Origin of the sequence: Amycolatopsis sp. Hca4 (assembly GCF_013364075.1) — a bacterium.
Taxonomy (GTDB): domain Bacteria; phylum Actinomycetota; class Actinomycetes; order Mycobacteriales; family Pseudonocardiaceae; genus Amycolatopsis.
The window spans coordinates 1,617,922-1,641,415 of sequence record NZ_CP054925.1 but is presented as its reverse complement, the minus strand read 5'-3'; the positions used below and the strand labels follow the sequence as shown (position 1 = coordinate 1,641,415).

Annotated in this window: 25 protein-coding genes and 1 pseudogene; 5 read left to right on the top strand and 21 right to left on the bottom strand. The window is 73.5% G+C overall.

The window, feature by feature from the left end; genetic code table 11:
- Positions 1–13: 13 nt before the first annotated feature.
- Positions 14–853: a helix-turn-helix transcriptional regulator gene (locus HUT10_RS07140; RefSeq protein WP_176170439.1), complete on the bottom strand. Its 840-nt coding sequence runs from the start codon at positions 851–853 to the stop codon at positions 14–16.
- A 109-nt stretch (positions 854–962) separates the two neighbouring features.
- On the bottom strand, positions 963–1,574 hold the full coding sequence (locus HUT10_RS07135; RefSeq protein WP_176170438.1) for a nitroreductase family protein: 612 nt from the start codon (positions 1,572–1,574) through the stop codon (positions 963–965).
- On the opposite strand from HUT10_RS07135, the gene HUT10_RS07130 reads away from it, so the two are divergent.
- Positions 1,567–2,115 carry a TetR/AcrR family transcriptional regulator C-terminal domain-containing protein gene (locus HUT10_RS07130; RefSeq protein ID WP_254896729.1) on the top strand — a complete coding sequence of 183 codons (549 nt, stop codon included), beginning with the start codon at positions 1,567–1,569 and terminating at the stop codon, positions 2,113–2,115. The two genes, HUT10_RS07135 and HUT10_RS07130, sit on opposite strands and share 8 nt — an antisense overlap.
- 3 nt (positions 2,116–2,118) lie before the next feature.
- Here the strand turns inward: HUT10_RS07130 and HUT10_RS07125 are convergent, their stop codons facing one another.
- From HUT10_RS07125 to HUT10_RS07060, 14 genes are all read right to left on the bottom strand, one after another.
- Positions 2,119–2,610, bottom strand: a complete 492-nt coding sequence (locus tag HUT10_RS07125; RefSeq protein ID WP_176170436.1) for a flavin reductase family protein — start codon at positions 2,608–2,610, stop codon at positions 2,119–2,121.
- Entirely contained in the window at positions 2,610–4,832 is a 2,223-nt protein-coding gene (locus HUT10_RS07120; RefSeq protein ID WP_176170435.1) for a molybdopterin-dependent oxidoreductase, read from the bottom strand. Before HUT10_RS07120 ends, HUT10_RS07125 begins: the two co-directional genes overlap by 1 nt.
- Complete coding sequence (locus tag HUT10_RS07115) at positions 4,829–5,884, bottom strand: LLM class flavin-dependent oxidoreductase (protein ID WP_176170434.1); 1,056 nt, start codon at positions 5,882–5,884, stop codon at positions 4,829–4,831. Before HUT10_RS07115 ends, HUT10_RS07120 begins: the two co-directional genes overlap by 4 nt.
- Positions 5,881–6,234 carry a ferredoxin family protein gene (locus HUT10_RS07110; protein WP_176170433.1) on the bottom strand — a complete coding sequence of 118 codons (354 nt, stop codon included), beginning with the start codon at positions 6,232–6,234 and terminating at the stop codon, positions 5,881–5,883. The genes HUT10_RS07115 and HUT10_RS07110 overlap by 4 nt, the downstream gene beginning before the upstream one ends.
- A complete protein-coding gene (locus HUT10_RS07105) occupies positions 6,231–7,691 on the bottom strand; it encodes an FAD-dependent oxidoreductase (RefSeq protein WP_176170432.1) in 1,461 nt (486 codons plus the stop codon). The genes HUT10_RS07110 and HUT10_RS07105 overlap by 4 nt, the downstream gene beginning before the upstream one ends.
- Entirely contained in the window at positions 7,688–8,386 is a 699-nt protein-coding gene (locus HUT10_RS07100; protein ID WP_176170431.1) for an ABC transporter ATP-binding protein, read from the bottom strand. Before HUT10_RS07100 ends, HUT10_RS07105 begins: the two co-directional genes overlap by 4 nt.
- The gene (locus HUT10_RS07095) at positions 8,383–9,351 is read right to left on the bottom strand and encodes an ABC transporter substrate-binding protein (protein WP_176170430.1); all 969 of its coding nucleotides are present in this window, start codon (positions 9,349–9,351) and stop codon (positions 8,383–8,385) included. Before HUT10_RS07095 ends, HUT10_RS07100 begins: the two co-directional genes overlap by 4 nt.
- Positions 9,352–9,360: 9 nt before the next feature.
- Positions 9,361–10,167, bottom strand: coding sequence for an ABC transporter permease subunit (locus HUT10_RS07090; protein ID WP_176170429.1), 807 nt, complete (start codon positions 10,165–10,167; stop codon positions 9,361–9,363).
- Entirely contained in the window at positions 10,164–11,132 is a 969-nt protein-coding gene (locus tag HUT10_RS07085; RefSeq protein ID WP_176170428.1) for an ABC transporter substrate-binding protein, read from the bottom strand. The genes HUT10_RS07090 and HUT10_RS07085 overlap by 4 nt, the downstream gene beginning before the upstream one ends.
- A gap of 100 nt (positions 11,133–11,232) precedes the next feature.
- Positions 11,233–11,958, bottom strand: a complete 726-nt coding sequence (locus HUT10_RS07080) for a DsbA family protein (protein ID WP_176170427.1) — start codon at positions 11,956–11,958, stop codon at positions 11,233–11,235.
- Positions 11,959–11,961: 3 nt separating this feature from the next.
- Positions 11,962–12,390 (bottom strand): cupin domain-containing protein, encoded by a 429-nt coding sequence (locus HUT10_RS07075; protein ID WP_176170426.1) that lies wholly within the window; start codon positions 12,388–12,390, stop codon positions 11,962–11,964.
- Between the two features lie 11 nt (positions 12,391–12,401).
- A complete protein-coding gene (locus tag HUT10_RS07070) occupies positions 12,402–12,824 on the bottom strand; it encodes an Rrf2 family transcriptional regulator (protein WP_176170425.1) in 423 nt (140 codons plus the stop codon).
- Positions 12,825–12,832: 8 nt separating this feature from the next.
- Positions 12,833–13,510, bottom strand: a complete 678-nt coding sequence (locus HUT10_RS07065; RefSeq protein WP_176170424.1) for an alpha/beta hydrolase — start codon at positions 13,508–13,510, stop codon at positions 12,833–12,835.
- On the bottom strand, positions 13,507–14,616 hold the full coding sequence (locus HUT10_RS07060) for an LLM class flavin-dependent oxidoreductase (RefSeq protein WP_176170423.1): 1,110 nt from the start codon (positions 14,614–14,616) through the stop codon (positions 13,507–13,509). The genes HUT10_RS07065 and HUT10_RS07060 overlap by 4 nt, the downstream gene beginning before the upstream one ends.
- Positions 14,617–14,779: 163 nt before the next feature.
- On the opposite strand from HUT10_RS07060, the gene HUT10_RS07055 reads away from it, so the two are divergent.
- The 3 genes and pseudogenes from HUT10_RS07055 to HUT10_RS07045 all read left to right on the top strand — a co-directional run bounded on the left by HUT10_RS07055 (position 14,780) and on the right by HUT10_RS07045 (position 17,424).
- Positions 14,780–15,916 (top strand): acyl-CoA dehydrogenase family protein, encoded by a 1,137-nt coding sequence (locus HUT10_RS07055; protein ID WP_254896728.1) that lies wholly within the window; start codon positions 14,780–14,782, stop codon positions 15,914–15,916.
- Between the two features lie 19 nt (positions 15,917–15,935).
- Positions 15,936–16,423 (top strand): annotated as a pseudogene (locus HUT10_RS07050) (ABC transporter permease); the annotation flags it as partial.
- Between the two features lie 200 nt (positions 16,424–16,623).
- Positions 16,624–17,424: a hypothetical protein gene (locus HUT10_RS07045; RefSeq protein WP_176170421.1), complete on the top strand. Its 801-nt coding sequence runs from the start codon at positions 16,624–16,626 to the stop codon at positions 17,422–17,424.
- Positions 17,425–17,482: 58 nt separating this feature from the next.
- Here the strand turns inward: HUT10_RS07045 and HUT10_RS07040 are convergent, their stop codons facing one another.
- The 3 genes from HUT10_RS07040 to HUT10_RS07030 form a co-directional block, all read right to left on the bottom strand.
- The gene (locus tag HUT10_RS07040) at positions 17,483–18,652 is read right to left on the bottom strand and encodes a S8 family peptidase (RefSeq protein ID WP_176170420.1); all 1,170 of its coding nucleotides are present in this window, start codon (positions 18,650–18,652) and stop codon (positions 17,483–17,485) included.
- Positions 18,653–18,841: 189 nt separating this feature from the next.
- Entirely contained in the window at positions 18,842–18,970 is a 129-nt protein-coding gene (locus tag HUT10_RS51790; RefSeq protein ID WP_303246943.1) for a hypothetical protein, read from the bottom strand.
- Positions 18,971–19,161: 191 nt separating this feature from the next.
- Entirely contained in the window at positions 19,162–20,001 is an 840-nt protein-coding gene (locus HUT10_RS07030) for a TIGR03620 family F420-dependent LLM class oxidoreductase (RefSeq protein WP_176170419.1), read from the bottom strand.
- A gap of 90 nt (positions 20,002–20,091) precedes the next feature.
- Between HUT10_RS07030 and HUT10_RS07025 the strand changes: the two genes are divergently transcribed.
- Positions 20,092–20,937 carry a LysR family transcriptional regulator gene (locus HUT10_RS07025; RefSeq protein WP_176170418.1) on the top strand — a complete coding sequence of 282 codons (846 nt, stop codon included), beginning with the start codon at positions 20,092–20,094 and terminating at the stop codon, positions 20,935–20,937.
- Between the two features lie 148 nt (positions 20,938–21,085).
- On the opposite strand, the gene HUT10_RS07020 is transcribed toward HUT10_RS07025, so the two are convergent.
- On the bottom strand, positions 21,086–22,369 hold the full coding sequence (locus HUT10_RS07020) for an LLM class flavin-dependent oxidoreductase (RefSeq protein WP_176170417.1): 1,284 nt from the start codon (positions 22,367–22,369) through the stop codon (positions 21,086–21,088).
- Positions 22,366–23,352, bottom strand: coding sequence for an LLM class flavin-dependent oxidoreductase (locus tag HUT10_RS07015; RefSeq protein WP_176170416.1), 987 nt, complete (start codon positions 23,350–23,352; stop codon positions 22,366–22,368). Before HUT10_RS07015 ends, HUT10_RS07020 begins: the two co-directional genes overlap by 4 nt.
- Between the last annotated feature and the right edge of the window lie 142 nt (positions 23,353–23,494).

The window sequence follows — 23,494 nt, the reverse complement described above, 5'->3', positions numbered from 1 at the left end:
GCCGGGAGATGACTCAGGAGAAGTTCTGGTTGCCGAGGACGTCGAGGAACGCGATCTGGTCGTGCGCGTCCGATCCGGGGCGGGGCCGGAAGAGCACGAGCCGGTGCCCGGTGGCCGGGCTGAGCACGACGTCGCACTGCAGGTCGAGGTCGCCGACGAGCGGGTGCCGGAGGCGTTTGGGTGCCGAGGTGAGCGCCGCGACGTGCTGCTGTGCCCACAGTTCGGCGAACTCGTCGCTGCGCTGCAGGAGATCGGCGACCAGGCCGTGCGCGAACCGGTCGCGCGGCGAGCGCTGGGCGATGCCGGCGCGCAGATCGGCGGCGTAGGCCCGGCCGATGCGTTCGTGTTCGGCCGGATCGTTGCTGTCCCGCGACGCCGGATCGGCGAACCAGCGCCACGTGACGTTCGACCGGTAACCGGGCAGCCCGGTCCAGACACCCAGCAGGTGCTCGGCGGCCCGGTTCTGCGCGACCACGGTGAGCAGGTCGTCGGCCACCTGGGCCGGCGTGTGCCCGAGCGCGTCCAGCAGGTAGCTCATGGCCGGGTCGACGTGCGCCAGCGGTGACCGCGGCTCGGGTGGCTGCTGCCCGGCCAGGCGGAACAGGTAGTCCTGCTCGTCACCGGTGAGCCGCAGGGTGCGAGCCAGACTCGCCAGCGCCGCGGCCGACGGCGTCCGCACCCGGCCCTGCTCGAGCCGCGAATAGTAGTCGGGCGACAGGGCCGCCAGGCTCGCGACTTCCTCCCGGCGCAGGCCGGGCGTGCGGCGCCGGCCACCGACGGGCAGCCCGACATCCTCGGGCCGCAGCCGTTCCCGCCGGTGCCGAAGGAACTCGCCGAGCTCGTTGCCGGCCATGCCAACCTCCTTCTCTCCGTGGCGTGGTTCCAGCATCGCCGCGCGAAGCCGGGACATGAAGGCCACGCTCAACCTAGGTGTCCCAGACCCCGGCTACGGGCCCCGGTGATCACTCTTCTGGCTGACGCGAGCCCCAGGTGTCGAAGTAGGTGATGTCCTCGACGGCCGGGCGCGCGGCGGGCCGGAAGTCGCGCTGGGTCGTGCGGGCGACGGCGAGCAGGCTGATCTGCGTCACGTCGTCCGGGATGGCGAGCAGCTTCGCGACGTCGGCTTCGTGGTCCTGGAGGTGGTAGCCGCAGATGGAGCTGCCGAGGCCGCGGGTGCGCAGGGCGAGCTGGAAGCTCCACACGGCGGGGTAGGCGGAGCCGAAGTACGCGGACTGCGCGAACGCGTCGGCCGGTGGGCGGCCGATCATGCAGGGGATGGCCAGGACGGGGATGCGTTCGAGGTTGCGGACGAGGTGCTGGGCGGAAGCGAGGGCGCGTTCCTCGACGAGGTGACCGTACTTCGCCCACGCGGCCTCGGCGGTCTCGCGGTTGTACGCGGCGATCTTGGCTTTGATCCCGGCGTCCCGGACCAGCAGCCAGCGGAACTGCGCGGCCATGCTGCCCGCCGCGGGTGCCTGCTGGGCGATGCGGAGGCAGTCGTCGAGCACCCGCTGGGGCACTTCGCGGTCGAGGTCGAGCTTGCGGCGGACGTTGGCGGCGCTGTCGATGCGCAAGGTCGCCGCCGCGGCCGGCGTCGAGGCGATGTCGCTGTACAACCACGTCGAGAACAAGGGCGACCTGCTGGACGGGCTCACCGCCCGGGTCTTCGAGGAGGTGCCCCTGCCGGATCCCGCGTCGCCGTGGGACGCGCGGCTCCGGCAGCTGGCCGAAGGACTGCACGCGAGCTTCACGCGGCATCCGGTCGTCGTGCGGGCGCTGGCGGCGCAGGACGCGAACCCGCGCTCGGCCGGGGCGTTGCGGGTGATCGACGCCATCCTCCGCGCCCTGCTCGACGCGGGCCTGGCCGAGCAGGCCGCGGCGCGTGCTTACCGGTCGCTGCTGGGGATGCTGTTCGGCTCGGTGCTCACCGGCACGGCCGGGACCGGCACCCCGGCGGTCCGGGCCGAACCCGTGGTGGCGTACTTCCGGCGGATGGCCACCGCGGCGGAACTGCCGAGCCTGCGCCGGGTGCTGCCCGCGTTGGAGGCCGGTGACTGCGTGCAGGACTTCGAGTACCAGCTCGACCTGCTGATCGGCGGGCTGCGGCCGGCGTGAGGCTCAGACGGCGGCGAGCCGGCGGAAGCGGCTGCCGTGGAAGACCAGCGGCGGGGTTCCGCCGGTGCGCAGGCGGTGGATCTCCAGCAGGGCGATCACGTGGTCGCCGGCCGGGACTTCGTCGTGCAGGGAGCACTCCAGCCAGGCGCTCGATCCGGTGATGAACACGCTGTCGTCCGGGCCGGGCTCCCAGCCGACGTCGCGGAAGCGGTCGCCGTGGCGGGCGGAGAGGCTGAGGCAGGCGTCGTCCTGTCCTTCGGCGAGGACGCTGAGGCCCAGTCGCGGCCGGTCCCGCAGGAGCGGCCAGGTCGACGACGTCCGCTGGATGCAGATCGACACCAGTGGCGGCGCCAGCGAGACCGACGTGAACGAGCTGGCGGCCAGCCCGCGCGGTGTGCCGTCGACGAGGGCGCACACCGCGGTGACGCCGGAGGGGAAGCAGCCGAAGGCTTCGCGCAGATGGCTCTCGGACGTCACGGACTGGAGGTCGATCATCAGCGTCCTTTCCGAAGCGGGGGATGCAGGGCCCGCACGCGCGGGGCCGGGCCGGTGAAGCGTTCGACGTCGACCGCGGCGTGCTGACCGGCGCAGCCCTGCGAAAGCCGTGACGACGGGATGTCGGCCGTCAGCACGTTCGGGTTGCCGTGGGCGCACAGCGGGCCGGTGGGGTGGTCCTCGACCGGGTCGAACCAGGCGCCGGTCGGGAGCTGGACGACGCCGGGGCGGAGGGCGTCGTCGAGGACCGCGCCCGCCAGGCAGGCGCCCCGCGTGTTGAACACCCGGACGACGTCGCCGGTCGTGATCCCGCGGGCCGCCGCGTCGGCCGGGTTGAGGCGGATCCGCTCGCGGCCCGCGACCTTGCCCGCGCTGCTGACGTCACCGGCGTCGAGCTGGCTGTGCAGGCGGGTGTGCGGCTGGTTGGCGACCAGCCACAACGGCCCGGTCTCGGTCGGTGGCAGCCAGACCGGGTGGCCGGGGCAGTCCGGGTAGCCGAACCCGGCGACGGTCGCCGACGTGATCTCGATGCGGCCGCTCGGCGTGCGCAGGGGATGCGCGACCGGGTCGGCGCGGAAGTCCGCGAACAGCGTGTGGTGCTCGCGGCCGGGCGGCAGCTTCAGTTCGCCGTCGGCCCAGAACTGTTCGAACGCCGGTTCTTCGCGCCAGGAGCGGTACAGGTGCTCCAGCCACTCCCGCGCGGAACGGCCTTCGGTGAACACCTCGGCGACGCCGAGCCGGGCCGCCAGAGCCGCGAAGATCGCATAGTCGTCGCGCGCTTCTCCCGCGGGAGGCGCGATCCGGTGCATCGCGATCAGGTGGGTGTCACGGCGGCCGGACCCGAGGTCTTCCCGCTCCAGCGCCGTGGTCGCGGGCAGGACGATGTCGGCGTGCCGCGCGGTCGCCGTCCAGTGTGGTTCGTGGACGACGATCGTGTCCGGGCGGGTGAACGCGCGGCGGAGGCGGTTGAGGTCCTGGTGGTGGTGGAACGGGTTGCCGCCGGCCCAGTAGACGAGCCGGGTGCCGGGGTAGCGGCGGACTTCGCCGTTGTAGTCGTACTCGCGACCCGGGTGCAGCAGCAGGTCCGCGATCCGCGCCACCGGGATGAACTCGCCCACCGGGTTCACGCCCTGCGGCAGGTACGGCACGCGCAGCTCGGGGCCGGTGTCGCCGACGTCGCCCATCGAGCCGTAGCCGTGCCCGAACCCGCCGCCCGGCAGCCCGATCTGGCCCAGCATCGCCGCCAGCGCGATACCCGCCCAGACCGGTTGCTCGCCGTGTTCGGTGCGCTGCAAGGACCACGTCACCGTGATCAGCGTCCGGTGCGCGGCCATCTCCCGCGCGAGCGCGACGATGTCGGCGGCGGGGACGCCGGTGATCCCGGCCGCCCACTCCGGGTCCTTGTCGCGCAGGTACCGCTCGAACTCCGGGAAGCCGACGCAGTAGCGCGCGAGGAATTCCTCGTCGTGCAACCCTTCGGCGACGAGCGTGTGCGCCAGCGCGAGCATCAGCGCGGTGTCGGTGGCGGGCCGGACCGGGTACCACCGGGCGTCCACAGTGGACGGCAGGTCGTCGCGCAGCGGGCTGACGAGCGCGACCCGGGCCCGCAGCCGCGCGAGGTGCCCCGGCGTGCCGTGCACGGTGACCCCGCCGGGCGTGACGAACACGTTCTTCTCCGGCACACCGCCGAAGGCGACGATCAGCTCGGTGTGCTCGGCGATCGTCGGCCAGGTCGACGCCTGGCGCAGCACCGCGTGCGTGTCGCCGACGACGTGCGGCAGCAGCACCGACGACGTCCCGTTGCTGTAGGTGTTCCGCGACCCGGTGAAGCCGCCGATCGTGTTCAGGAACCGGTGCAGCTGGCTCTGGGCGTGGTGGAACCGCCCGGCGCTCGCCCAGCCGTACGAGCCGCCGAAGATCGCCTGGTTGCCGTGCTCGGTCCGGACCCGGTCCAGTTCGGCGGCGAGGCGGTCGAGGACCTCGTCCCAGTGCACCTCGACGAACTCGTCGCGGCCGCGGCGGTCGTCCGGGCCGGGGCCGTCCTCGAGCCAGCCGCGGCGGACCGCCGGCCGGGCCACCCGGCTCGGGTGGTCCAGCGCGGCGGCCAGGTTGCCCAGCAACGGCGACGGCGCCGGATCGGCCGGGTGCGGCTCGACGCGCAGCCGGCCGTCGGCGTCGACCTCGGCGGAGAAGGCACCCCAGTGCGACGTGCTCGGTTTCATGCGCCGACGGTAGCCGCGTCCGCGCGTTCCCGGACCAGCTTCACGAGGGTGCCGTAGTCGCGGGCGTCGGCCAGCGGCGAGAACCCGCGGATCAGCAGCGTGCCGACGCCGAGCCGGACGTAGTCCAGCAGCGAGTCCGCGACCTGCTCGTAGCTGCCGACCAGCGCGGTCGAGTTCCCGGCGGCCCCGGTCGTCTTCGCCACCGCCGTCCACAGCCGCTCGTCCACCACCTCGCCGGTGGCCGCCGCCTCCAGGAGCCGCCGGGAGCCGACGGCCTCGCTCGAATCGCGACGGCCCTTGAACTCGCCGACGCGGTCCTGGGTGAGCCGCAGGATCTCCCGCGCCCGCTCCCACGCCTCGGCCTCGGTGGCCGCCGGGATCGGCCGCAGGCTGACGCTGAACGCGATGTCCCGGCCGGCGGCCGCGCGGACCTGCTCGATGCGCTCGGCGATCCCGGCCAGTGGCTCGCCCCAGAACGCGTAGACGTCGGCGTGCTTGGCACCGACCCGGATGGCGTCGGCGGACGCGCCGCCGAAGTACACCGGGATCCCGGCGGCCGGGCGGACGTCGGAGAGCCCGCCGCGGACCCGGTAGAACTCGCCTTCGTGGTCGAACGGCGCGGCCGAGTCCCACGTCCGGCGGACCACGGTCAGGAAGTCGTCCGTGCGGCGGTAGCGGGTGGGCTTGTCGGTGAAGTCGCCGTCGCGGGCCTGGTCGGCGTCGTCGCCGCCGGTGATCACGTGCAGTGCGACCCGGCCGGGGTGGAACGCGTCGAGGGTGGCGAACTTGCGGGCCAGCTGGGTGGGCGCGACGAACCCGGGGCGGTGGGCGAGCAGCACGCCGAGCCGCTCGGTGGCCGCGAGCACCTGGCCGGCGAGCACGAACCCGTCCGGGCTGCTCGCCGACTGGGCGATCAGCACCCGGTCGAACCCGGCCTCTTCGTGGGTGCGGGCGACCTCGCGCAGGTAGCCGGGCTGGATGACCGGGCCTTCCGGCGCGATGATCTCGCTGGCCTGGCGGCCGGCGGCGTAACCGATGAATTCGAGTGTCACGGGGTCTCCTGTCCCAGGGCGCGGGCGGCGGCGAAGATGTCGCTCATCCGCCAGCTTTCGTTGGTGTGGGTGCGGCGGGCCCGGCCCCAGCCGGAGTCGCGCCGGTACTGCGCGGGCCAGTCGCCCGCCCGGACGGCGGTTTCGTCGACGGCCACGGAGTGGCGGCAGTCCGGGTCGACGAACAGCGCGTCGACCGGGCAGTACAGCTCGCAGAGGAAGCACGTCTGGCAGTCGCTCTGGCGGGCGATGACGGGCGGGGCGTCCGGGACGGCGTCGAAGACGTCGGTGGGGCACACCCGCACGCACTTGTCGCAGGCGATGCAGCGGTCGGCGAGGACGAGTTCGATCACGCGGCGGCCTCCTGCCGATCCGTGCGCCAGTGCATGCCGAGGGATTCCCGCCGCCGCAGCGCCGCTTCCTTGACCCAGCGGCCCATGGCCACCAGTGACGCGGTCTCCCGCGCGGTCACGGCGTCGCGGCCGGTGCCGGTCAAGCCCGCCTCGACGTCCGTCCAGAGGGAATCCAGGAGGGCCAGGGACCGGCGGAGACCGGCCTCGTCCCGGAACATGTTCTTGTCGTAGGCGTTCAGCTCCTCCCGGACCACGTCGATCACCGCGGTCGTGTCCACTGTGGCCGGTCGGCCGCCCGGCCGGATCCCGGCCCGCCCGATCGGCCGCACCGGCGAAGCTTTCGTGCCGCGGGCGTACCGGACCGCCGCGCGCCCGGCCCAGGTGCCCGACGAGACCGCCCACGCCGAGTTCGGCGAGCCGCCGCCGGAGATCGCCCCCACGACCGGGACCCGGCTGGCGACGTCCCCGGCGGCGAAGAGCCCGGGCACGTCCGTGGCGCAGTCCGGGGCCACGACCAGGCCGCCGACCCCGCGGATGGTGCCTTCGCCGAGCAGGGTGACTTCGAACCGGTCGGTGTACGGGTCGATCCCGCGGCGGGTGAACGGCAGCAGGAAGTTGGGCTGGACCACCGGCATCTTCCGGCGCACCCAGTCCGGTGCCCGGTCCAGGGTGGTGAACACCGGGCCGCGCAGCATCGCCGCACCGAGCACGCGGTTGCGGTCCGGGCCGGACGGCAGCTCGATGACCCGGCCGTCGGCGTCGGTGTAGGTGCCGAACAGGTACGTCATCGACCGCGCCATCGTCGAATACGCCGGGGCGAGGGTGTAGTAGTTCGAGAACTCCATGCCCGACAGCCGCGCTCCGGCTTCGACGGCCATCAGGTGGCCGTCGCCGGTGTTGCCGCGCGAGCCGAGCAGGTGCGAGCGGAACGCCGTGCCGCCGGTGGCCAGCACGACCGCACCCGCCTGCACCTGCCAGTTCCCGCCCGCCTGCCGCCGGACCCCGGCCGCGCCGCCGGCGGAACCGTCCGGGCGCAGCAGCAGTTCCAGCGCCGGGTGGTGGTCGAGGATCCGGACCCCGGCGCGGTGCACCAGGCCCCGCATCGCCCGCAGGTACTCCGGCCCGCGCACGTTGTTCGTCCGGTCGGGCTCGCCGTCGCGCACCGGGAACGGGTAGTACCGGTCCAGCGTGGGCAGCCGCTCCCACGTCGTGCGCAGCACCCGCAGCGCCTGTTCGGGATCGGCGAGGCCACCGGCGTGCGCGTGCCGCTCGGCCACCGCGCGCTCGTGGTCCCGCGGTTCGACGAACCAGTGCGTGACCCCGGCCGTGGCGGTGACGCCGCTGGTGCCGCAGTAGCCCTTGTCCACCAGCACCACGTCCCCGCCGGCCTGGGCCGCGGCCAAGGCGGTCCAGGTCGCGGCGAGGCCGCCGCCGATGACCAGCACGTCGGCCTTCACCGGGACTCCGCCAGTTCGGCGACCCCCAGCTCGGCCAGCAGCCGGTGCCGCAGCTCGTCGAACTCCGGGTTGCGGCGGCTGCGTTCGCCGTCGAAGGCGACGCGGTGCTCGGCCGCGAGCCGGCCGGAGCGCATCGCGACCACGCGGTCGGCGAGCAGGATGGCCTCGTCGACGTCGTGGGTGACCAGCAGGACCGCCGGGCGGTGCGCGTCGACGAGCTGCCGGACCAGAGCGTGCATCTTGATCCGGGTGAGCGCGTCGAGGGCGGCGAACGGCTCGTCGAGCAGCAGCAGCCGGGGTTCGCGCACCAGCGCCCTGGCGAGGGCGACGCGCTGGGCCTCGCCGCCCGACAGCGTGACCGGCCAGGCGTCGAGGTGCCCGGCCAGGCCGACCTCGGTCAGCGCGCGGGCCGCGGCCTCGCGGGGCAGGCCGACGGCGACGTTCTGCCACACCCGCCGCCACGGCAGCAGCCGGTGCTCCTGGAACACGACCATCCGCTCGGCCGGCGCCGCCAGCTCGCCGCCGTCGGGCGTGTCGAGCCCGGCGAGCAGCCGCAGCAACGTCGTCTTGCCGCAGCCGCTTTCGCCGATGAGCGCGACGAACTCGCCGGGCGCGATGTCGAGGTCGAGCCCGTCCAGGACGGTCCGCGGCCCGAAGCTCTTGGTCAGCGCGCGCACGCGCACGGCGGTGGTCACAGCTTGACCGCGTGGTCGGCGATGGTGATCGGGCCGCTGAGCACCTTCCGCTTGGCGAGCCAGTCGGCCCCGCGCTGGAGCTGCGCGATCCCGTCGTCGTCGATCAGGGCCAGCTTCGTCCGGACGTTCTTGGCGGCCATCTTGTCCAGCACCGCCTGCGGGTAGTGCGAAACGGCGTTGCCGATGTCCAGGGACTCCTTGTAGTGCTGGTTCTGCCACTCGTAGTCGGCCTGGAACGCGGCGATCACCTTGCGGATCGTGTCGGCGTTCTTCTCGGCGTAGTCGCGGCGGACCAGGTAGCTGGTGAAGTCGATCTGGAAGTCCAGCTCGTCGCCGTCGACGAAGATGGGCTTGGCGCCGTACTGGACTTCGGCGATCTCGCGGAAGCCCTGCCAGATGGCCCAGGCGTCGATCTTCCCGGCGCCGAACGCGGCGGACGCCTCGGGCGGGTTGAGGTAGGTGACCTTCACCGACTCGCGCGGTACCTGGTACTTCTCCAGCGCGGCGACCAGCAGGAACTCGCCGAGCCCCGCCTTGTTGACCGCGACCGTCTTGCCCACCAGGTCGGTGACCTTCTCGATGCCGGTGTGTGCCCCGGCGACGATGGCGGTGGTCCGCGGGGTGGACGCCGCCCAGGCGACGTAGACGAGGTCGGCACCCGAGAGGATCGCCTGGTCGGCCGGGGTGGTGCTGCCGCCGAAGCTGAAGTCGGCGGTGCCGCCGACGACCGCCTGCAGCGTCGGCGCGTGGTTGGGGAACGGACCCACCCACTCGACGGCGATGCCCTGGTCCTCGAGCGTCTTCTCGAGCACGCCACGGGCCTTCGGGACGGAGATCGTGCTGTAGGTCAGCCGGACCTTGCCCTGGGTGGCGCCCCCGGCCGAGCCGGTGGCGCACGCGGCGAGCGGGGCGGCGAGGGCGGTGAGCCCGGCTGCGGTCAGGAACGTGCGGCGGGAGAGTGTCATGGCGGTTCCTCAGGCGGTCAGGCGGGCGTAGGTGGGGTGCCAGCGCAGCAGCCGGCGTTCGAGGAGACGGGTGACGAGGTCGCAGAGGATCCCGATCACGGCGTAGATGAGCACGACGAGCACGATCACGTCGGTCTGCAGGAACTCGCGGGCGTTGGTGGCCATGAACCCGAGTCCCGCGTCGGCGCCGAGGGTTTCGGCGATGACGAGCGCGAGCCAGGCCGCCGTCAGCGACAGCCGCAGCCCGCCGAGGATCGAGGGCAGCGCACCCGGCAGGACCACCCAGCGGATCTGCGCGGCCCGGCCCAGACCGACGACGTCGGTCATCTCCAGCAGCTTCGGGTCGATCTGGCGGATGCCGAGCACGGTGGTCAGGTAGAGCGGGACGGCGGTGCCGAGCGCGATCAGGAAGATCTTCCCGGCCTCGCCGATCCCGAACCAGACGATCACCAGCGGCAGGATGGCCAGGAACGGCACCGCGCGGACCATCTGGATGCTGCGGTCCAGCAGCGCTTCGGCCACTTTGGACAGTCCGACCAGCAGGCCCAGCCCGAGCCCGAGACTCGCGCCGATGGCGAACCCGGTCGCCGACCGCTGCAGGCTGGCCAGCAGGTTCGACGGCAGCTCGCCGTCGGCGACGAGGTCGCCCGCCTTGGCGAGCACGCTGCTCGGGGCCGGGAGCACCTGCTTGGGCAGGATCCCGGTCTGCGCCAGGAGTTCCCAGAGCGCGAGCACGGCGACCGGGGTCAGCCACGACACCGCGCGGTACGGGAACCGGAACGTGGCCGCGACGGGCCGGGCTGCGGCGCGCGTCATCGCGGATCGAGGCGTGCGTCGATGTACTCGCTGAGCTTCTTCCCGCCCGGGAACAGCCCCTGCTGCACCCAGGTGTCGTAGGTCTTCTGCAGCTGGGCGGCGAGCGCGGCGTCGACCGGGATGCGCTGGTAGTTCGTCTCGTCCGGACGGACCTGCTTGGCGATCTCGATCGGCTGGTGCGCGAAACCGGCGTACCACTTGTCGAAGGCGTCGGGGTTGTCCTTCGACCACGCGTAGCTCTTGTCGACGCGGCTCGCGAAGTCCTGGATGGCCGTCCGCTTGCGCGGGTCGCCCAGCGCCTTGTCGGTGGCCGACAGCACGTTCAGACCGGAGTTGATGCCCGCGCCGTCGGACAGCACCCGCGCGCCCAGTTCGCCGCGCGCACGGGCCGCGTAGACGCTCCAGGTGGCCCAGGCGTCGATGCTGCCGGTCGAGAACGCGCCGTTCGCCTCGGACGGCGCGAGGAAGTTCAGGGTGACGTCCTTGTCGGTCAGCCCGGCCTGCTTCAGCGCCCCGATCACCAGGAAGTGCGCGACGCTGCCCCGGGTGGTGGGGGAGATCCGCTTGCCCTTGAGGTCGGCGACGGTGTGCGCGGGACTGTCCTTCGGCACCAGGAGGTAGGTGCCCTTGCCGCCGTTGCTCCAGGCCGCGGCGACCTTGATCTTGGAGCCGCCGGCGATCGCGGTCACCGTCGGCGAGTCGTTGGCGCCGCCGATGTCGACCGCGTCCGCGCGCAGGGCCTCGTGCAGGTTGACCGCCGCGGCGAACTGCGACCACTCGATCTTGTAGGGCAGGTTGTCGAGCAGCCCGGCGGCCTTGAGCCGGGACTGCGTGGCGCCGGTCTGGTCGCCCACCCGCAGCACCACCGGGCCGGAGGCGTCCGATGTGGACGATCCGCACGCGGTCAGGGTGGTGAGACCGAGCAGGGTGGCCACGAGCAGGGCGAGCCGGGGTTTCGAGGGCATGCGGAACTCCCCAATGCGGTGTCGGCCGCGGAGATTCGGTTGCGGCGCCGGGCTAAATGGTCACCGGCGTGTGTCTATTTTCCCCCGCGGCCGGGCGGAGTCAACGCTCCCGGGCGGGTTCCCACGAACCGGGAAGAGATCCACTGTGGACCGCCGCGGCACGCGCGGCGTCGAAGTATTCGCGCAGCGGACGCCAGCCGGGCACGACGAACCGGCCGCCCGGACCGGTGAAGGTCAGCGTCGGCAGGGCGTAGCGGACGTGGTGCTCGAGGTGCTTGGCCCGGCCGCTGTGCGGTCCGGGCGCGGTGATGTCGAGGACTTCCGGGCAGGGGTTGCGGGTTTCGCGCCAGTCGTCGCGGACGGCTTGCCGGACCTCGTCGCTCGCCATCGCCGCCCGCAGCGCGGGGAGGTCGAGGCCCGGCACGCCCGCGACGGCGGCGAGCACCCGCTCGGTGTCGTCGGCGGGCGTACCGTGCACGAACGTGGTCTCCCGCAGCCGGGTCAGCACCAGGTCGGCGACGGTTTCCCCCTGTGACTCCGCGGCTTTCGCGGCCAGCGACGCCGGCCAGCTCGTGCGGGCCACCCACGCCAGGTGCGGTGGCTTGGGTGCCCCCGTGTGCTCGGTGACACCGTCGATGAACTTCGCGTACCAGGCGGCTTCGGCGGCCGGGTCGGGTGCCGGGTCCTCGTCGTCGTCGAAGAGGATGCCGAACACCCGGCGCCACCGGACGTCCGGCAGTTCCGCCCGCAGCAGGCGGAACTTCGGTTCCGACCCCCACGCCCACGGGCACGCGGGATCGGTGTACTCGACGACTTCGAGCGGCACGGCTCAGTCCTCGGGGACGTCGACCGGGGACCAGAGACTGGGCAGGTTGACCACGATGCCTTCCTGGCTGCTGCGCGCGATGATCACGACCGCCTCTTCGTCGGTCGGGTTCTCTTCGCGGTGCGGCACGTACGGCGGCACGAAGATGTAGTCGCCCGGCCCGGTTTCGATCCGGATCTCCTCCTCGCCGTCGGCGAAGACGAAGACCGGGTGGCCGGACTTGACGTAGATGGCCGTCTCCGCCTCGCCGTGGTGGTGGTCGCCCGAGTTGGTCACCGGCGCGACGTGCGTCTCGCCCATCCAGACCTTCGACGACCCGACCGTCTTGCCGGAGATCGCCTCCAGGCGGGTCATGCCGGTCGTCTGGTTCGTGTCGCCGGTGAGGTCGGCGCCGCGGATGTGCCGCAGGGGCTGGTGCCAGAGGTCGCTCACGCGAAGTCCTTTCAGGTGGCGACGCGGGCGGGCGCCGCGCCGTCGAGCAGGTCGGCGATGGTCGTGGCGCGCAGCAGCGCGTCGAGCCCGGCCTCGAGGCCGGACCAGAACGGCGTGAGCCCGGCGGCCGTGCCGTGGTAGGCCAGCGCCGGGCGGGGTTCGCCGCGGACGGAGAGGAACTCGCCGTCGACCGCCACCACGGCGTCCCGCACGGTCACCTCGCCGGCCGCCCTGGCCAGCCAGTAGCCGCCTTCGCAGCCGCGCTGGCTGCGGACCAGCCCCGCCTGGCGCAGGTCCCGCATGACCGCCTTGATGAACCGGGCGGGGATGTCCTGGGTGGAGGCGACGGCTTCGCAGGTGATCGGCCGCGAGGTGTCCGCGGCGAGCTCCAGCAGCACCCTGATCGCGTAGTCCGCCCTGGCCGAGATGCGCATGCCCGCCATCATCCCCGGACCAGCAGCGGCCCGCGCGTCCCGGCGCGCAGCCACTCCAGGAACTGGACGATCTCGGCGGCCACGCTGCGGTGGGCGACGTCGTTGAGGACGTCGTGCCTGCCGCCCTCGACCAGCGCGAACCGGCCGGCCGGGAGCATCTCGGCGAACGCGCGCGCGGCCTTCGGGTCCGCGACCCGGTCCGCGCTGCCGTGCAGGACGAGCACCGGGGTGCGGGGGAGCACCGCCGGGATGTCCGCGGGCTCCGAGAGCAGGGCACCGCGCCTGAGCCGGTCGTCGGTGCCGAGCAGTTCGCGGTGCACCGGGCAGGCCGTCCGCGCGTCGAGCTCGCTTTCCCACGAGGAGTCGTCGACGTGCTCGGCCGACAGCGGCAGACCGGCCGCGACGACCGCGTGCACCGGCAGCTCGGCGGCGAGGGCGAGGGCGGCGAGGCCGCCGGTGTCACTGCCGAGCAGGGCCACCGGCACCGGGGTGCCGCGGAGCTCGCCCGCGGCGTCGTCCGGAGCGGCCACGGCGACGACCCGGTAGCCGTCGAAGGCCAGCCGGGTGCCCAGCCGGGCGTAGAGCCCGGGGTGCTCACCCCGGCCGGGCAGGAGCACGACCGTGCCGCGCACCGCCACGCCCTCCGGCGGGGCCCAGCGGGCGGCCGCGGCGGGAGCGCGGGTCATACGGCGGCCGCCGTGGCCGGCTGCCGCTCGCGGCGGGCCAGCTCGGAGCGCACGAGCGGCAGCAGGTGCCTGCCGTAGTCGATCGCGTCGTCGAGCGGGTCGTAGCCGCGGATCAGCAGCGTGGTGACGCCGATGTCGACGTAGTCCAGCAGGGCCCTGGCCACCGTCTCGGGGGTGCCGACCAGCGCGGTGGAGTTGCCGGCGGCTCCGGTGGCCGTGGCCAGGGGTGTCCACAGTGCACGGTCGTGGCGATCGGCCTTCGCCGCCGCGGCCAGCAGCCGGACGCTGCCGACGTTGGTGGGCGCGCCGCCGTCGCGCCACTCGCGAGCGGCCTTGGCCGCGCCGGACGCGGTGATCTTGTCGAGGATCCGCTCGGCCCGTTCCCAGGCCAGTTCCTCGGTCGGGCCCAGGATGGGCCGGAAGGACACGCTGATCCGCGGCGGGGTCAGCCGTCCGGCCGCCTTCGCCGCAGCGCGGACGGAGGCGATCTGCTCCGCGGTCTCCTTCAGCGGTTCGCCCCAGAGCGCGAACACGTCGGCGTGCTCGCCGCCGACCCGGTAGGCCGCCTCCGAGGAACCGCCGAAGTACAGCGGGATCCGCGGGTTCTGCAGCGGCCGCACCTGCGGGGTGTAGTCGTCGAGCCGGTAGTGCTTGCCGTGGTGGGAGAACGCGGACCCGGACGTCCAGGCGCGCTTGAGGATCTCCAGGTACTCGCCGGTGCGCTCGTAGCGCTCGTCCTTGGGCAGGTAGTCGCCGTCGCGGGCCTGCTCGACGTCGCTGCCGCCGGTGATGGTGTGCACGGCGACCCGGCCGCCGCTGAAGTGGTCGAGGGTGGCGAACGCGCGGGCGGCCAGCGTCGGCGCGACGAACCCGGGGCGGTGGGCCACGAGCAGGCCGAGGCGCTCGGTGTGCGCAGCCGCGTAGGCGGCGACCTGCTGGCCCTCCGGCCAGCCCGCGCCGTAGCCGATGAGCACGCGGTCGAACCCGCCGTCCTCGTGCGCCCTGGCGAACCGGCGGACGTAGGCGGGGTCGATGACCGGGCCTCTGGCGGGCCGGGTTTCGCTCGCGTCCTGGGTGCCGATCATGCCGACGAACTCGACGGGCATCTGCTTTTCCTTTCGCCGCAGCAAAACGCTTCTCCAGCGAACGACACGGGCGGCCGCACTGTCAATTGGGCATCTCCGGGTGTCCAATTGGTGGACGGCGCTGGCTCCGGCTGCACCGGGCGGCTTATCGTCGCACCCGCTCGCCGACTCCCCGGGAGGATCCGTGACCACGAGCGTCGCCACCGTGCCGCAGCCCGACCTGGCCGCGTTGCCGTCGATCGTCAGCGCGCTGTCCGCACGGGCCGGCGAGCACGACCGCGAAGCGACGTTCCCGCACGAGGGTGTCGAGCTGGTCCACGCCGCCGGCTTGCTGACCACGACCGTGCACCCGCGCTACGGCGGTCCGGGCGCCGGCGTCCTCGACACCGCCCGGCTGCTTTCCGAGCTGGGGCGCGGGGATCCGTCGGTGGCGCTGGTCACCGCGATGACGCTGTTCGTCCACGCCGGGCAGGGCGCCGAGCCGTCCTGGCCCGACGAGGTCTACCGGCGCGTGCTCGCCGAATCCGCCGAGCGGCCGGTGCTGATCAACGCGTTGCGCGTCGAACCGGAGCTCGGCTCGCCGACCCGCGGCGGCCTGCCCGCGACGACCGCCCGCCGGACGGCGGACGGCTGGCGCCTGTCCGGCCGCAAGATCTACTCGACCGGTTCGGTGGGCCTGCGGTGGATGGTCGTCTGGGCCCGCACCGACGAGCCGTCGCCGCGGGTGGGCGGGTTCCTGGTCCGGGCCGGCGCGCCGGGCATCGCGATCGAGCCGACCTGGGACCACCTCGGGCTGCGCGCCAGTGCGAGCCACGACGTCGTGTTCACCGACGTTCCGGCGGAGGCGCCGCCCGGACTGTCCACACCGGACACGCAGCGGGCGCCGGTGCTTGCTTTTCCGCTGGCGCTGCCGTCGATCTACCTCGGTGTCGCGCGCAACGCGCTCGACTGGCTGACCGGGTTCCTGCGGGACCGCGTCCCCAGCGGGCTCGGCAAGCCACTGGCCACCCTGCCGCGGTTCCAGAGCGGGGTCGGGGAGATCGCGGCGCGGATCACCGGAGCGGAGGAGATCCTGTTCGGGATCGCCCGCCGGGCCGACGAGGGCGACCCGGCCGCGGCGGCGCAGGCGGGGGTGGCGAAGGTGCTCGCGACCAGGCTGCTCATCGAGGCGGTGGAACAGGCCGTCGCGCTGGCCGGGAACCCGGGGCTGACGCGGGCCAACCCGCTGCAGCGGCACTACCGCGACGTGCTGTGCAGCCGGGTGCACACCCCGCAGGACGACGCCGTGCTGACCGGGCTGGGCCGGTCCATCCTCGGTTGAACTCGGCCCTCGGGAGAAATCCGTGTCCCTCGGCCGCGTCGGTGCCGGCTTCGCCCTCGGCGCGCTCGCCGGTGTCCTGCTCGGCATCGTCTCCGGGCTGTCCCGCTGGGGCGAAGCCCTGGTCGACCCGCCGGTGCAGATGCTGCGGACGCTGCCGTTCCTCGGCCTGATCCCGCTGTTCATCCTGTGGTTCGGCATCGGCGAAGAGACCAAGATCGTGCTGGTCGCGCTCGGCGTGGCGTTCCCGCTCTACCTCAACGTCCATTCGGGAATCCGCGGCGCCGACCCGGCGCTGGTCGAAGCGTCACGGGCGCTGGGGTTCAGCCGGGCGGAGCGGCTTTGGCACGTGGTCCCGCCCGGCGCGGCTCCCTGATCAACAACGCCCGCGAATTCCTCCGCACCGACGTCGTGGTCGTCGGACTGGTCCTGTACGCGCTGCTCGGCCTGGTCACCGACGCGCTGGTGCGGCTGCTCGAACGGAAGGTGCTGCGGTGGCGAACCCGGTAGCCGGGAGCTGAACGCGATCCCGGCCTGAACTCCGCGCGGAGCTCAGAATTCGGACAACGTTGACACTTAACGTACGCCTGCTTACTTTCGGTGCATGGCAACGGGATGGAGTCTCACACGACCGTGGACGACGGCGCCGGTGAGCCGGAGCTGGAGTCGCTGAGCGTGACTCCGCGACCGATCCGTCCCGAGGAGCTCCCATGCGCCCCGTCGCCGCACGCTCGGCCGACCTGAACCGCCTGCTCGCCCAGGGTCCGTTCCCCGACGCGCTGCGGGCGGCCATCGGGGAGAGCGGGTTGTCGCTGGACCGCATCCGCCACCGCCTCGCACGGCGCGGTCTCACGGTCAGCGTTCCGACGCTGAGCCTCTGGCAGTCCGGACGGCGGCGCCCGGAGCGCGCCGAGTCACTGCGGGTGCTCGCGGGGCTGGAACAACTGCTCGACCTGCCGTCCGGCTCGCTGGGCACGTTGCTGGGGCTGCCACGGCCGCGGCGGCACGGCCGGCTGGTCGTGCTCAGCCAGCACGACCGCGCGGAAATCGACGAGCGCGGCCGGCTCGCCGCCGTGCGCGTCCGGGTGGTGCTGCGTGCCGTCGAGGCCGGGGCGGAGCGCTGGCCGGTGCGGTGGGACCTGCCACCCGGCGTGACGCCGAAGATCGTCGCGGACCGCAACTGCCGCGTCGGCAGCGTCGGCCACGACCTCGACCGGAGCCTGCTGACCGCGGACCTCGTGCTGGACGCCGCACCCGCCCCCGGGGAGTCCGTCATCGTCGAATACGGGGCGACGTTCCCGGCCCGGTCGGCCGCGCACGAGTTCCTGCGCGTCTTCGACCACCCGGTCCGCGACTACCTGCTGGAGGCCCGCTTCGCCGAGCTGCCGGCGCGGTGCGTGCGGCTGCCCGGCGACGGCGCCGTCCGTGAGCTGTGGCCGGACTCCGGCGGGACCGTGCACGTCGCCGAAGCCGACGCCGCCGGCCGGGTCGGGATCCGGTGGGAACCGTGAAACGCAAGCGGGGCCCCGGCGCGATCGCCGGGGCCCCGCCCTCCTTTCCGGTGCGGCGTCAGGGGGCGATGTAGAGGGTCCGGTTCGGGGTGCCGCTGCCCGGGTTCTTGACCAGGTTCGGCGTCGCCGCCGCGATCAGCGCCTGGCTGACCTGCGCCGCGGTGGCGGTGGTGTGCGTGGCGAGGTAGATCGCCGCCGCGCCGGCGACGTGCGGCGAGGCGAACGACGTGCCGTTGCCGGTGTAACTGGCGGTGTCGTTGGTGTTCCAGGCCGAGGTGATGCCGACGCCGGGGGCGAACAGGTCGACACCGGCACCGTAGTTGGAGAAGGACGCGCGGGTGTCGGTCTTGTCCGCGGCGGCGACGGTGATGGCTTCGGCGACGCGGGCGGGCGAGGAGGTCGAGGCGTTGGCGTTGGAGTTGCCCGCGGCGACGGCCCAGGTGATGCCCGAGTTGACGGAGTTCCGGACCGCCGTGTCGAGGGCGGACGACACCCCGCCGCCCAGGCTGGCGTTGGCCACGGCGGGCTTCTTGGCGTTGGAGGTGATCCAGTTGACGCCGGCGATCACGCCGGAGATCGTGCCGCTGCCGTCGGAGCCGAGCACCCGCACCGGGTACAGCTGAGCGCCCTTCGCGACCCCGTACTGCGAACCGGCGATCGTCGCGGCCACGTGCGTGCCGTGCCCGTAGCCGTCGTCGGCGTTCGTGTCGTTGTCGACGAAGTCGTAACCCTGGTGCACGCGCCCGCCGAACGTCTGGTGCGTCGCGCGGATGCCGGTGTCGAGCACGTAGACGTTCACGTTCGACGCCGTGGTGGTGTAGGAGTACTGGTTGTTCAGCGGCAGGTTCCGCTGGTCGACCCGGTCCAGGCCCCACGACGGCGGGTTCTGCTGGACGGCTTCGGCGTGGACGGTCTTGTCCTGTTCGACGAAGGCCACCGCGTTGTCGGCGGCGAGGCGCTTGGCGTGTTTCTCGTCCAGGCGCACGGAGAACCCGGCGAGGTTCTGCGTGTAGACCCGCCCGACGGTCCCGCTGTACCGCCGGGCGAGGTCGCCGCTGTTCGTGTTCTTGGCGCTGTCCTTCAGCACGACGATGTAGCTGCCGTCGACGGTCCCGGCATCGGCGGTGCCGAGCACGACGCCTTCGGCGGCCTGGGCGGGGGTGACACCGGTGAAGACGACCGCCGCCGCCACGGCGACCGCGGCTCCGGTGAGTCTCGCTGCACGCATTTCCTGCTCCTCGGGGGAAGGGGACGTTCGCCACCGAAGTTAGGCCCGCGCGTGTTTTCTCGGCAGGAGCGGGTTTTTGCGTTTTTGCGCCGGTTTTGCGGCGCTGTGGCGGCGGGTTTCCGCCCTACGAAAGGAGGTTCCCGCGAGTTGGACAGCGGTTGACGACGTTCTGTCCTTGCTGTGCCGGGCTCACCGGGCCGTGGTGGCGTGCACCGCTTCGGCGACGCCCACCAGCGTGGCGATCGGGTCGTCGCCGAGGGGGAAGACGCCGATCTGGTCGGCGCCCGCGTCCCGGTGGGCGAGCAGCCGGTCTGCCACCGTCGCCGGCCCGGATGCGTCGGGCCGGCCACCGGCATTCGACGGCGTCCACCGCTTCGGCGACTGAGAGCGGGGCGCCGCCCTCGCCGTGGGCGAGCAGCCGTGTTGCCACGGTCGCCGTAGGCGTCGATTGGCGGTTGCTGCCGGGATGTGGACGGCCGGCCCACGTGACCGTCCTTGCTGTGCCGGGCTCACCGGGCGGTGGCGGCGTGCACCGCTTCGGCGACGCCCACCAGCGTGGCGATCGGGTCGTCGCCGAGGGGGAAGACGCCGATCTGGTCGGCGCCCGCGTCCCGGTGGGCGAGCAGCCGGTCTGCCACCGTTGCCGGTTCTCCGTGGGCGACGAGGTCGTCGATGAGCCGGTCGCTGCCCGCGTCCGCGAGGTCGTCGTCGGTGTAGCCGAGGCGCCGCAGGTTGTTGGCGTAGTTGGTGACGCCCAGCGCCAACCCCGGTGGGGCGGACCGGGCGATCGCGCGGGCGCGTCCGGCGTCCGGCTCGATGAGCGCGAAGTGCCCGGGCAGCAGCAGCCTTCCCGGCCCGAGGATCGCCCGCGCCCGCCGGGTGTGCTCGGTGGTGGTCATGCCGGGGATGGTGCCCGCCACGCGGTCGCGGGCCAGGCGCAGCATCCTCGGCCCGAGCGCGGCCACCACGGTCCGGCCGGACGGCACACCGGCACCGGCGAGCCGGTCCAGGTAGGACACCAGCGTGTCATACGGCGAAGCGTATTCGGCGTGGACTTCGCGGTGCCCGATGCCGACGCCGAGCAGGAACCGGCCGGGGTGGCGGGCTTCGATGCGGTGGTAGGAGGCGGCGACGGTGTCCGCGTCGGCGGTCCAGGCGTTCACGATGCTGGTGCCGAGCACCAGCCGGGTGGTCGCGTCGAGCAGCTTCTCCGCGAGGCCGAGGTCGGCGGGCGGCGAGGCATCCAGCCACAGGGTGCCGTAGCCGGCCCGCTCGACTTGCGCCGCGGCGGCCGGATTCACTTCGTGCTCGCGCAGGTGGGCGCCCAAGAGGCCGAGATCGATGGTCATGTGCCGACTCCAGCACGGCGGCGCGCCGCGAACCAGAGCCAGCGTGCACGCGCAGCGATAACCTGGAGGCATCGTCGCAGGGGAGGGCCGGTGGAACTACGGGCGTTGCGGTACTTCGTCACGGTCGCCGACGAGCTGCACTTCGGCCGCGCGGCCGACCGGCTGCACATCGCCCAGCCCGCGGTCAGCAGGCAGATCGCCCGGCTGGAGCGCGAGCTCGGGGTGCGGCTGTTCGACCGGTCGCCGCGGCGTGTCCGGCTCACCGCGGACGGCCTGCGGGTGCTGGACGCGGCGCGGGAGGCGCTGGCCGCCGCCGACCGGGTGCGGGTCGCGGCGAGCCCGCGGGCGGGGGTGATGCGCATCGGGACCGGCACCGGCCAGTTCACCGCCCGGCTGGAACGCGGGATCGACGCGTTGCGCGAACGGGCGCCGGGATTCGACGTCGTGCTCGTCGACCTGCCGCTGCCCGCCCGCCTGAACGCGCTGCGGCAGGGGGAGCTCGACCTGGTGCTGGCGCGCGGGGTGCGGGCGGCGCCGGGGGTGCGGGTGCTGCCGACGTGGACGGAGTCCCTGTTCGCGGTCGTGTCCACGCGGCACCCCGCGGCCGGCCGCGAGGGCATCCGCGTGGCCGAGCTGGCCGGCGGCCCGTTCCGGATCTCCCAGGAGCACGACGGGTCCGTGGTGACCGCGTTGCGCGAGGCGGGGGCGCCGGTGCCGCCGGGGCACCGCGCGGGCACGGTCGCGGACACGCTCGTCGAGGTCGGCTCCGATCCGCGCAGCTGGACCGTGCTGCCCGCCGATCAGGTCGCCGAGCTCCGCCCCGGCCGCGTGCGGGCGATCCCGCTCGAACCGGCGACGACGATCACCGGCAGCGTCGTCGTCCCGGACGACCTCCCGTCCCCGTGCGTCGCGGCGCACCGGGCGGCCTTCCGGTGACCGGCACCGCGGTCCGCCTGGCCGCCCCGACGAGGTCCACACCCCGGCGGGCTTCTCCGCGTGAATCGCTCGGCCGGCCGCCGACGCGTCCTGCACCTACCGGTGAATCGTCGGAGACGGCGCGGTACTCGGTGCATCGCCGCGGGCCTCAAGCCGTGAGAGGCGGCAGGTCCAGGTGCTCCCGCAACGTCGTCCCTTCGTACTCGGTGCGGTAGACGCCGCGGTCCTGCAGCTCGGGGACCAGCCGGTCGACGACGTCGTCGAGGGCGGCGGGGACCAGGTGCGGGCTGAGGTTGAACCCGTCCACCGCGCGCGTGCGGACGTAGTGCGCCCACTCGTCGGCGACCTGTCCCGGTGTCCCGACGAAGCCGCGCTGTCGCGGCTGGACCTCCAGCACCAGCTGGTGGATCGACAGCTTCTTCGCCTCGGCCAGCTCCCGCCACCGCCGGATCCGCTCGAGCTTGCCGGTCCGGTCCGCGATGGAGATCGTCCCGCGGGACGGGTCGAGCTCGCCCTCCACGGGCTCGATGTCCGGCAGCGGGCCGTGCGGGTCGTAGGCCGACAGGTCCTGGCCCCAGTACTGCTCGAGGAACGCCAGTGCCCGCTGCGGGGTGATCTGGCGCCGCCGGATGTCCTCCGCGCGCTCGGCCGCGTCGGCGGGGGTGTCGCCGAGGACGACGGTGGCGCCGGGCAGGATCCGGACGGCGTCCGCCGGGCGGCCGTGGCGGGCGAGACGGGCGCGCAGGTCTTCGGCGTAGGCGAGCGCCTTGTCGTAGGCGGTGTTGGCGGAGAAGACGACGTCGGCGTACTTCGCCGCCAGTTCGCGGCCGCCGGGGGAGTCGCCGGCCTGGAACAGCACCGGCCGTCCCTGCGGGCTGGGCGGCACGGTCGGGACCGCCCGCACGTTCACCAGGTCGGTGTGCCGGTCCACCAGCCCGGCACCGGACCACAGGGCCAGCGCGGCTTCGACGAACTGCTCCGCCCGATCGTAGCGGCGCTCGTGGGCCAGCCAGCCGCCGTGCCGGAAGTTCTCGCCGGTCCAGGCGTTGTCGGTGGTGACGATGTTCCAGCCGGCCCGTCCGCCGGACAGGAAGTCCAAAGAGGACAGCCGGCGGGCGAGGTCGGCCGGGAAGTTGTAGGTGGTGTTCTGAGTGGCGACCAGCCCGATCCGGGTGGTGGCGGCGGCGAGCGCGCTCAGCTGGGTGATCGCGTCCGGGCGGCCGGCGACGTCGAGGGCGTGGACGCGGCCGCGGTTCTCCCGCACCCGCAGGCCCTCGCCGAGGAAGAACGCGTCGAACAGCCCGCGCTCGAGGGTTCGCGCCACCGACACGTACGTCTCGATCGCCGTGTGGTCGGCGTTCGACGGGTCGTCCCACAGGAATTGCGGGCCGACGCCGGTGTAGAACACGCCGAGGTGCAGCCGCGCGCTCATGCGAACACGCTTTCCGCGCGCGGCAGGCCCAGCGACGCACGGAGCGTGGCGCCGGGGCGCGGCGGGACGAGCAGGCCTTCGCTGCGCAGCGAAGGCAGTACTTCGCCGGCCAGCGCCGTCAGGTCGGCGGCCTGGCCGGCGAGGTGCAGGCGGACGCCGTCGACGCTCGTCGCGAGCCAGCCCAGCAGTTCGGTCAGGCCGAGCGGGGACCCGGTGTAGTGCAAGCGGTCCGGGTTCGTCCGGCGTCCGGCGTCGCCGAGCCGGACCTCGACCTCGGCGAAGACGAGGCGGGCGCCGGTTTCCCGCGCCCGCGCGGCGCGGGCGCGGACGTCGTCGAGGCCGGTGCCGCCCACGAGCACGATGTCCGGGCGGGCGGCTTCGGCGAGAGTGTCGGGGGCGAGCACCACCGGCCTGCCCTGCGGGGGCCGCGGCGTGATCAGCGGTCCCTTGACCGAAAACCGCGTCCCCGTGAAGTCGACGTGGTGGACCTTGTCCGGGTCCAGGTACCGGCCGGTGGCGACGTCCTTGATCACGGCGTCGTCGTCCCAGGAGTCCCACAGCCGGCGCACGGCTTCGACGCTTTCCGCGACCTCGTGGTGCAGGGCGTCCGGGTCGAGCCGGGAGCCGCCGACGGTGGCCAGTGCCGCGGCCGAGCCGTCGGCGGCGACCACCCAGGCCGCCCGTCCGCGCGAGGCGTGGTCGAGGCTCGCCAGCTGCGCGGCCAGGTGGAACGGCTCGGCCGTGGTGACGTTCGCGGTCACGGCGAGCCCGAGGCGGTCGGTCAGGGTCGTGACGTAGGCCGCGCGGGTGCCCGCGTCGAGCCGCAGCCCGCCGCGCGGCGGCAGGGGCGAGTCGTCGAAGGTGGCGAAGGTGAACCCGGCGCGCTCGGCCGTGGTGACGGCGCCGGCCAAGGCGCCGGGGGACAACCGGCCGGGTTCGGCGCCGTCCAGCTCCACGGCGACGTGCAGGCTGCGAGAAGTCATGCCTCCACAGCTATCCGGTGCGCGGCCGCGGCGCACGCACGTTCAGGATGTGGACGGCGGAGCCGGGTACCTCGTCCAGGATCTGGAACCCGCGGCCGGCTCGTTGACCGGGCTCGGCGTGCTTCTTAAAGTTCGACGTGTC

What these genes read in the sequence shown, in the direction of transcription:
- HUT10_RS07120 (WP_176170435.1), bottom strand. Translation starts at nt 4,832, where the DNA reads ATGAAACCGAGCACGTCGCACTGGGGTGCCTTCTCCGCCGAGGTCGAC.
- HUT10_RS07030 (WP_176170419.1), bottom strand. Translation starts at nt 20,001, where the DNA reads ATGACCATCGATCTCGGCCTCTTGGGCGCCCACCTGCGCGAGCACGAA.
- HUT10_RS07060 (WP_176170423.1), bottom strand. Translation starts at nt 14,616, where the DNA reads ATGCCCGTCGAGTTCGTCGGCATGATCGGCACCCAGGACGCGAGCGAA.
- HUT10_RS07095 (WP_176170430.1), bottom strand. Translation starts at nt 9,351, where the DNA reads ATGACACTCTCCCGCCGCACGTTCCTGACCGCAGCCGGGCTCACCGCC.
- HUT10_RS07065 (WP_176170424.1), bottom strand. Translation starts at nt 13,510, where the DNA reads ATGACCCGCGCTCCCGCCGCGGCCGCCCGCTGGGCCCCGCCGGAGGGC.
- HUT10_RS07040 (WP_176170420.1), bottom strand. Translation starts at nt 18,652, where the DNA reads ATGCGTGCAGCGAGACTCACCGGAGCCGCGGTCGCCGTGGCGGCGGCG.
- HUT10_RS07090 (WP_176170429.1), bottom strand. Translation starts at nt 10,167, where the DNA reads ATGACGCGCGCCGCAGCCCGGCCCGTCGCGGCCACGTTCCGGTTCCCG.
- HUT10_RS07015 (WP_176170416.1), bottom strand. Translation starts at nt 23,352, where the DNA reads ATGACTTCTCGCAGCCTGCACGTCGCCGTGGAGCTGGACGGCGCCGAA.
- HUT10_RS07130 (WP_254896729.1), top strand. Translation starts at nt 1,567, where the DNA reads ATGCGCAAGGTCGCCGCCGCGGCCGGCGTCGAGGCGATGTCGCTGTAC.
- HUT10_RS07045 (WP_176170421.1), top strand. Translation starts at nt 16,624, where the DNA reads ATGCGCCCCGTCGCCGCACGCTCGGCCGACCTGAACCGCCTGCTCGCC.
- HUT10_RS07020 (WP_176170417.1), bottom strand. Translation starts at nt 22,369, where the DNA reads ATGAGCGCGCGGCTGCACCTCGGCGTGTTCTACACCGGCGTCGGCCCG.
- HUT10_RS07070 (WP_176170425.1), bottom strand. Translation starts at nt 12,824, where the DNA reads ATGCGCATCTCGGCCAGGGCGGACTACGCGATCAGGGTGCTGCTGGAG.
- HUT10_RS07125 (WP_176170436.1), bottom strand. Translation starts at nt 2,610, where the DNA reads ATGATCGACCTCCAGTCCGTGACGTCCGAGAGCCATCTGCGCGAAGCC.
- HUT10_RS07085 (WP_176170428.1), bottom strand. Translation starts at nt 11,132, where the DNA reads ATGCCCTCGAAACCCCGGCTCGCCCTGCTCGTGGCCACCCTGCTCGGT.
- HUT10_RS07140 (WP_176170439.1), bottom strand. Translation starts at nt 853, where the DNA reads ATGGCCGGCAACGAGCTCGGCGAGTTCCTTCGGCACCGGCGGGAACGG.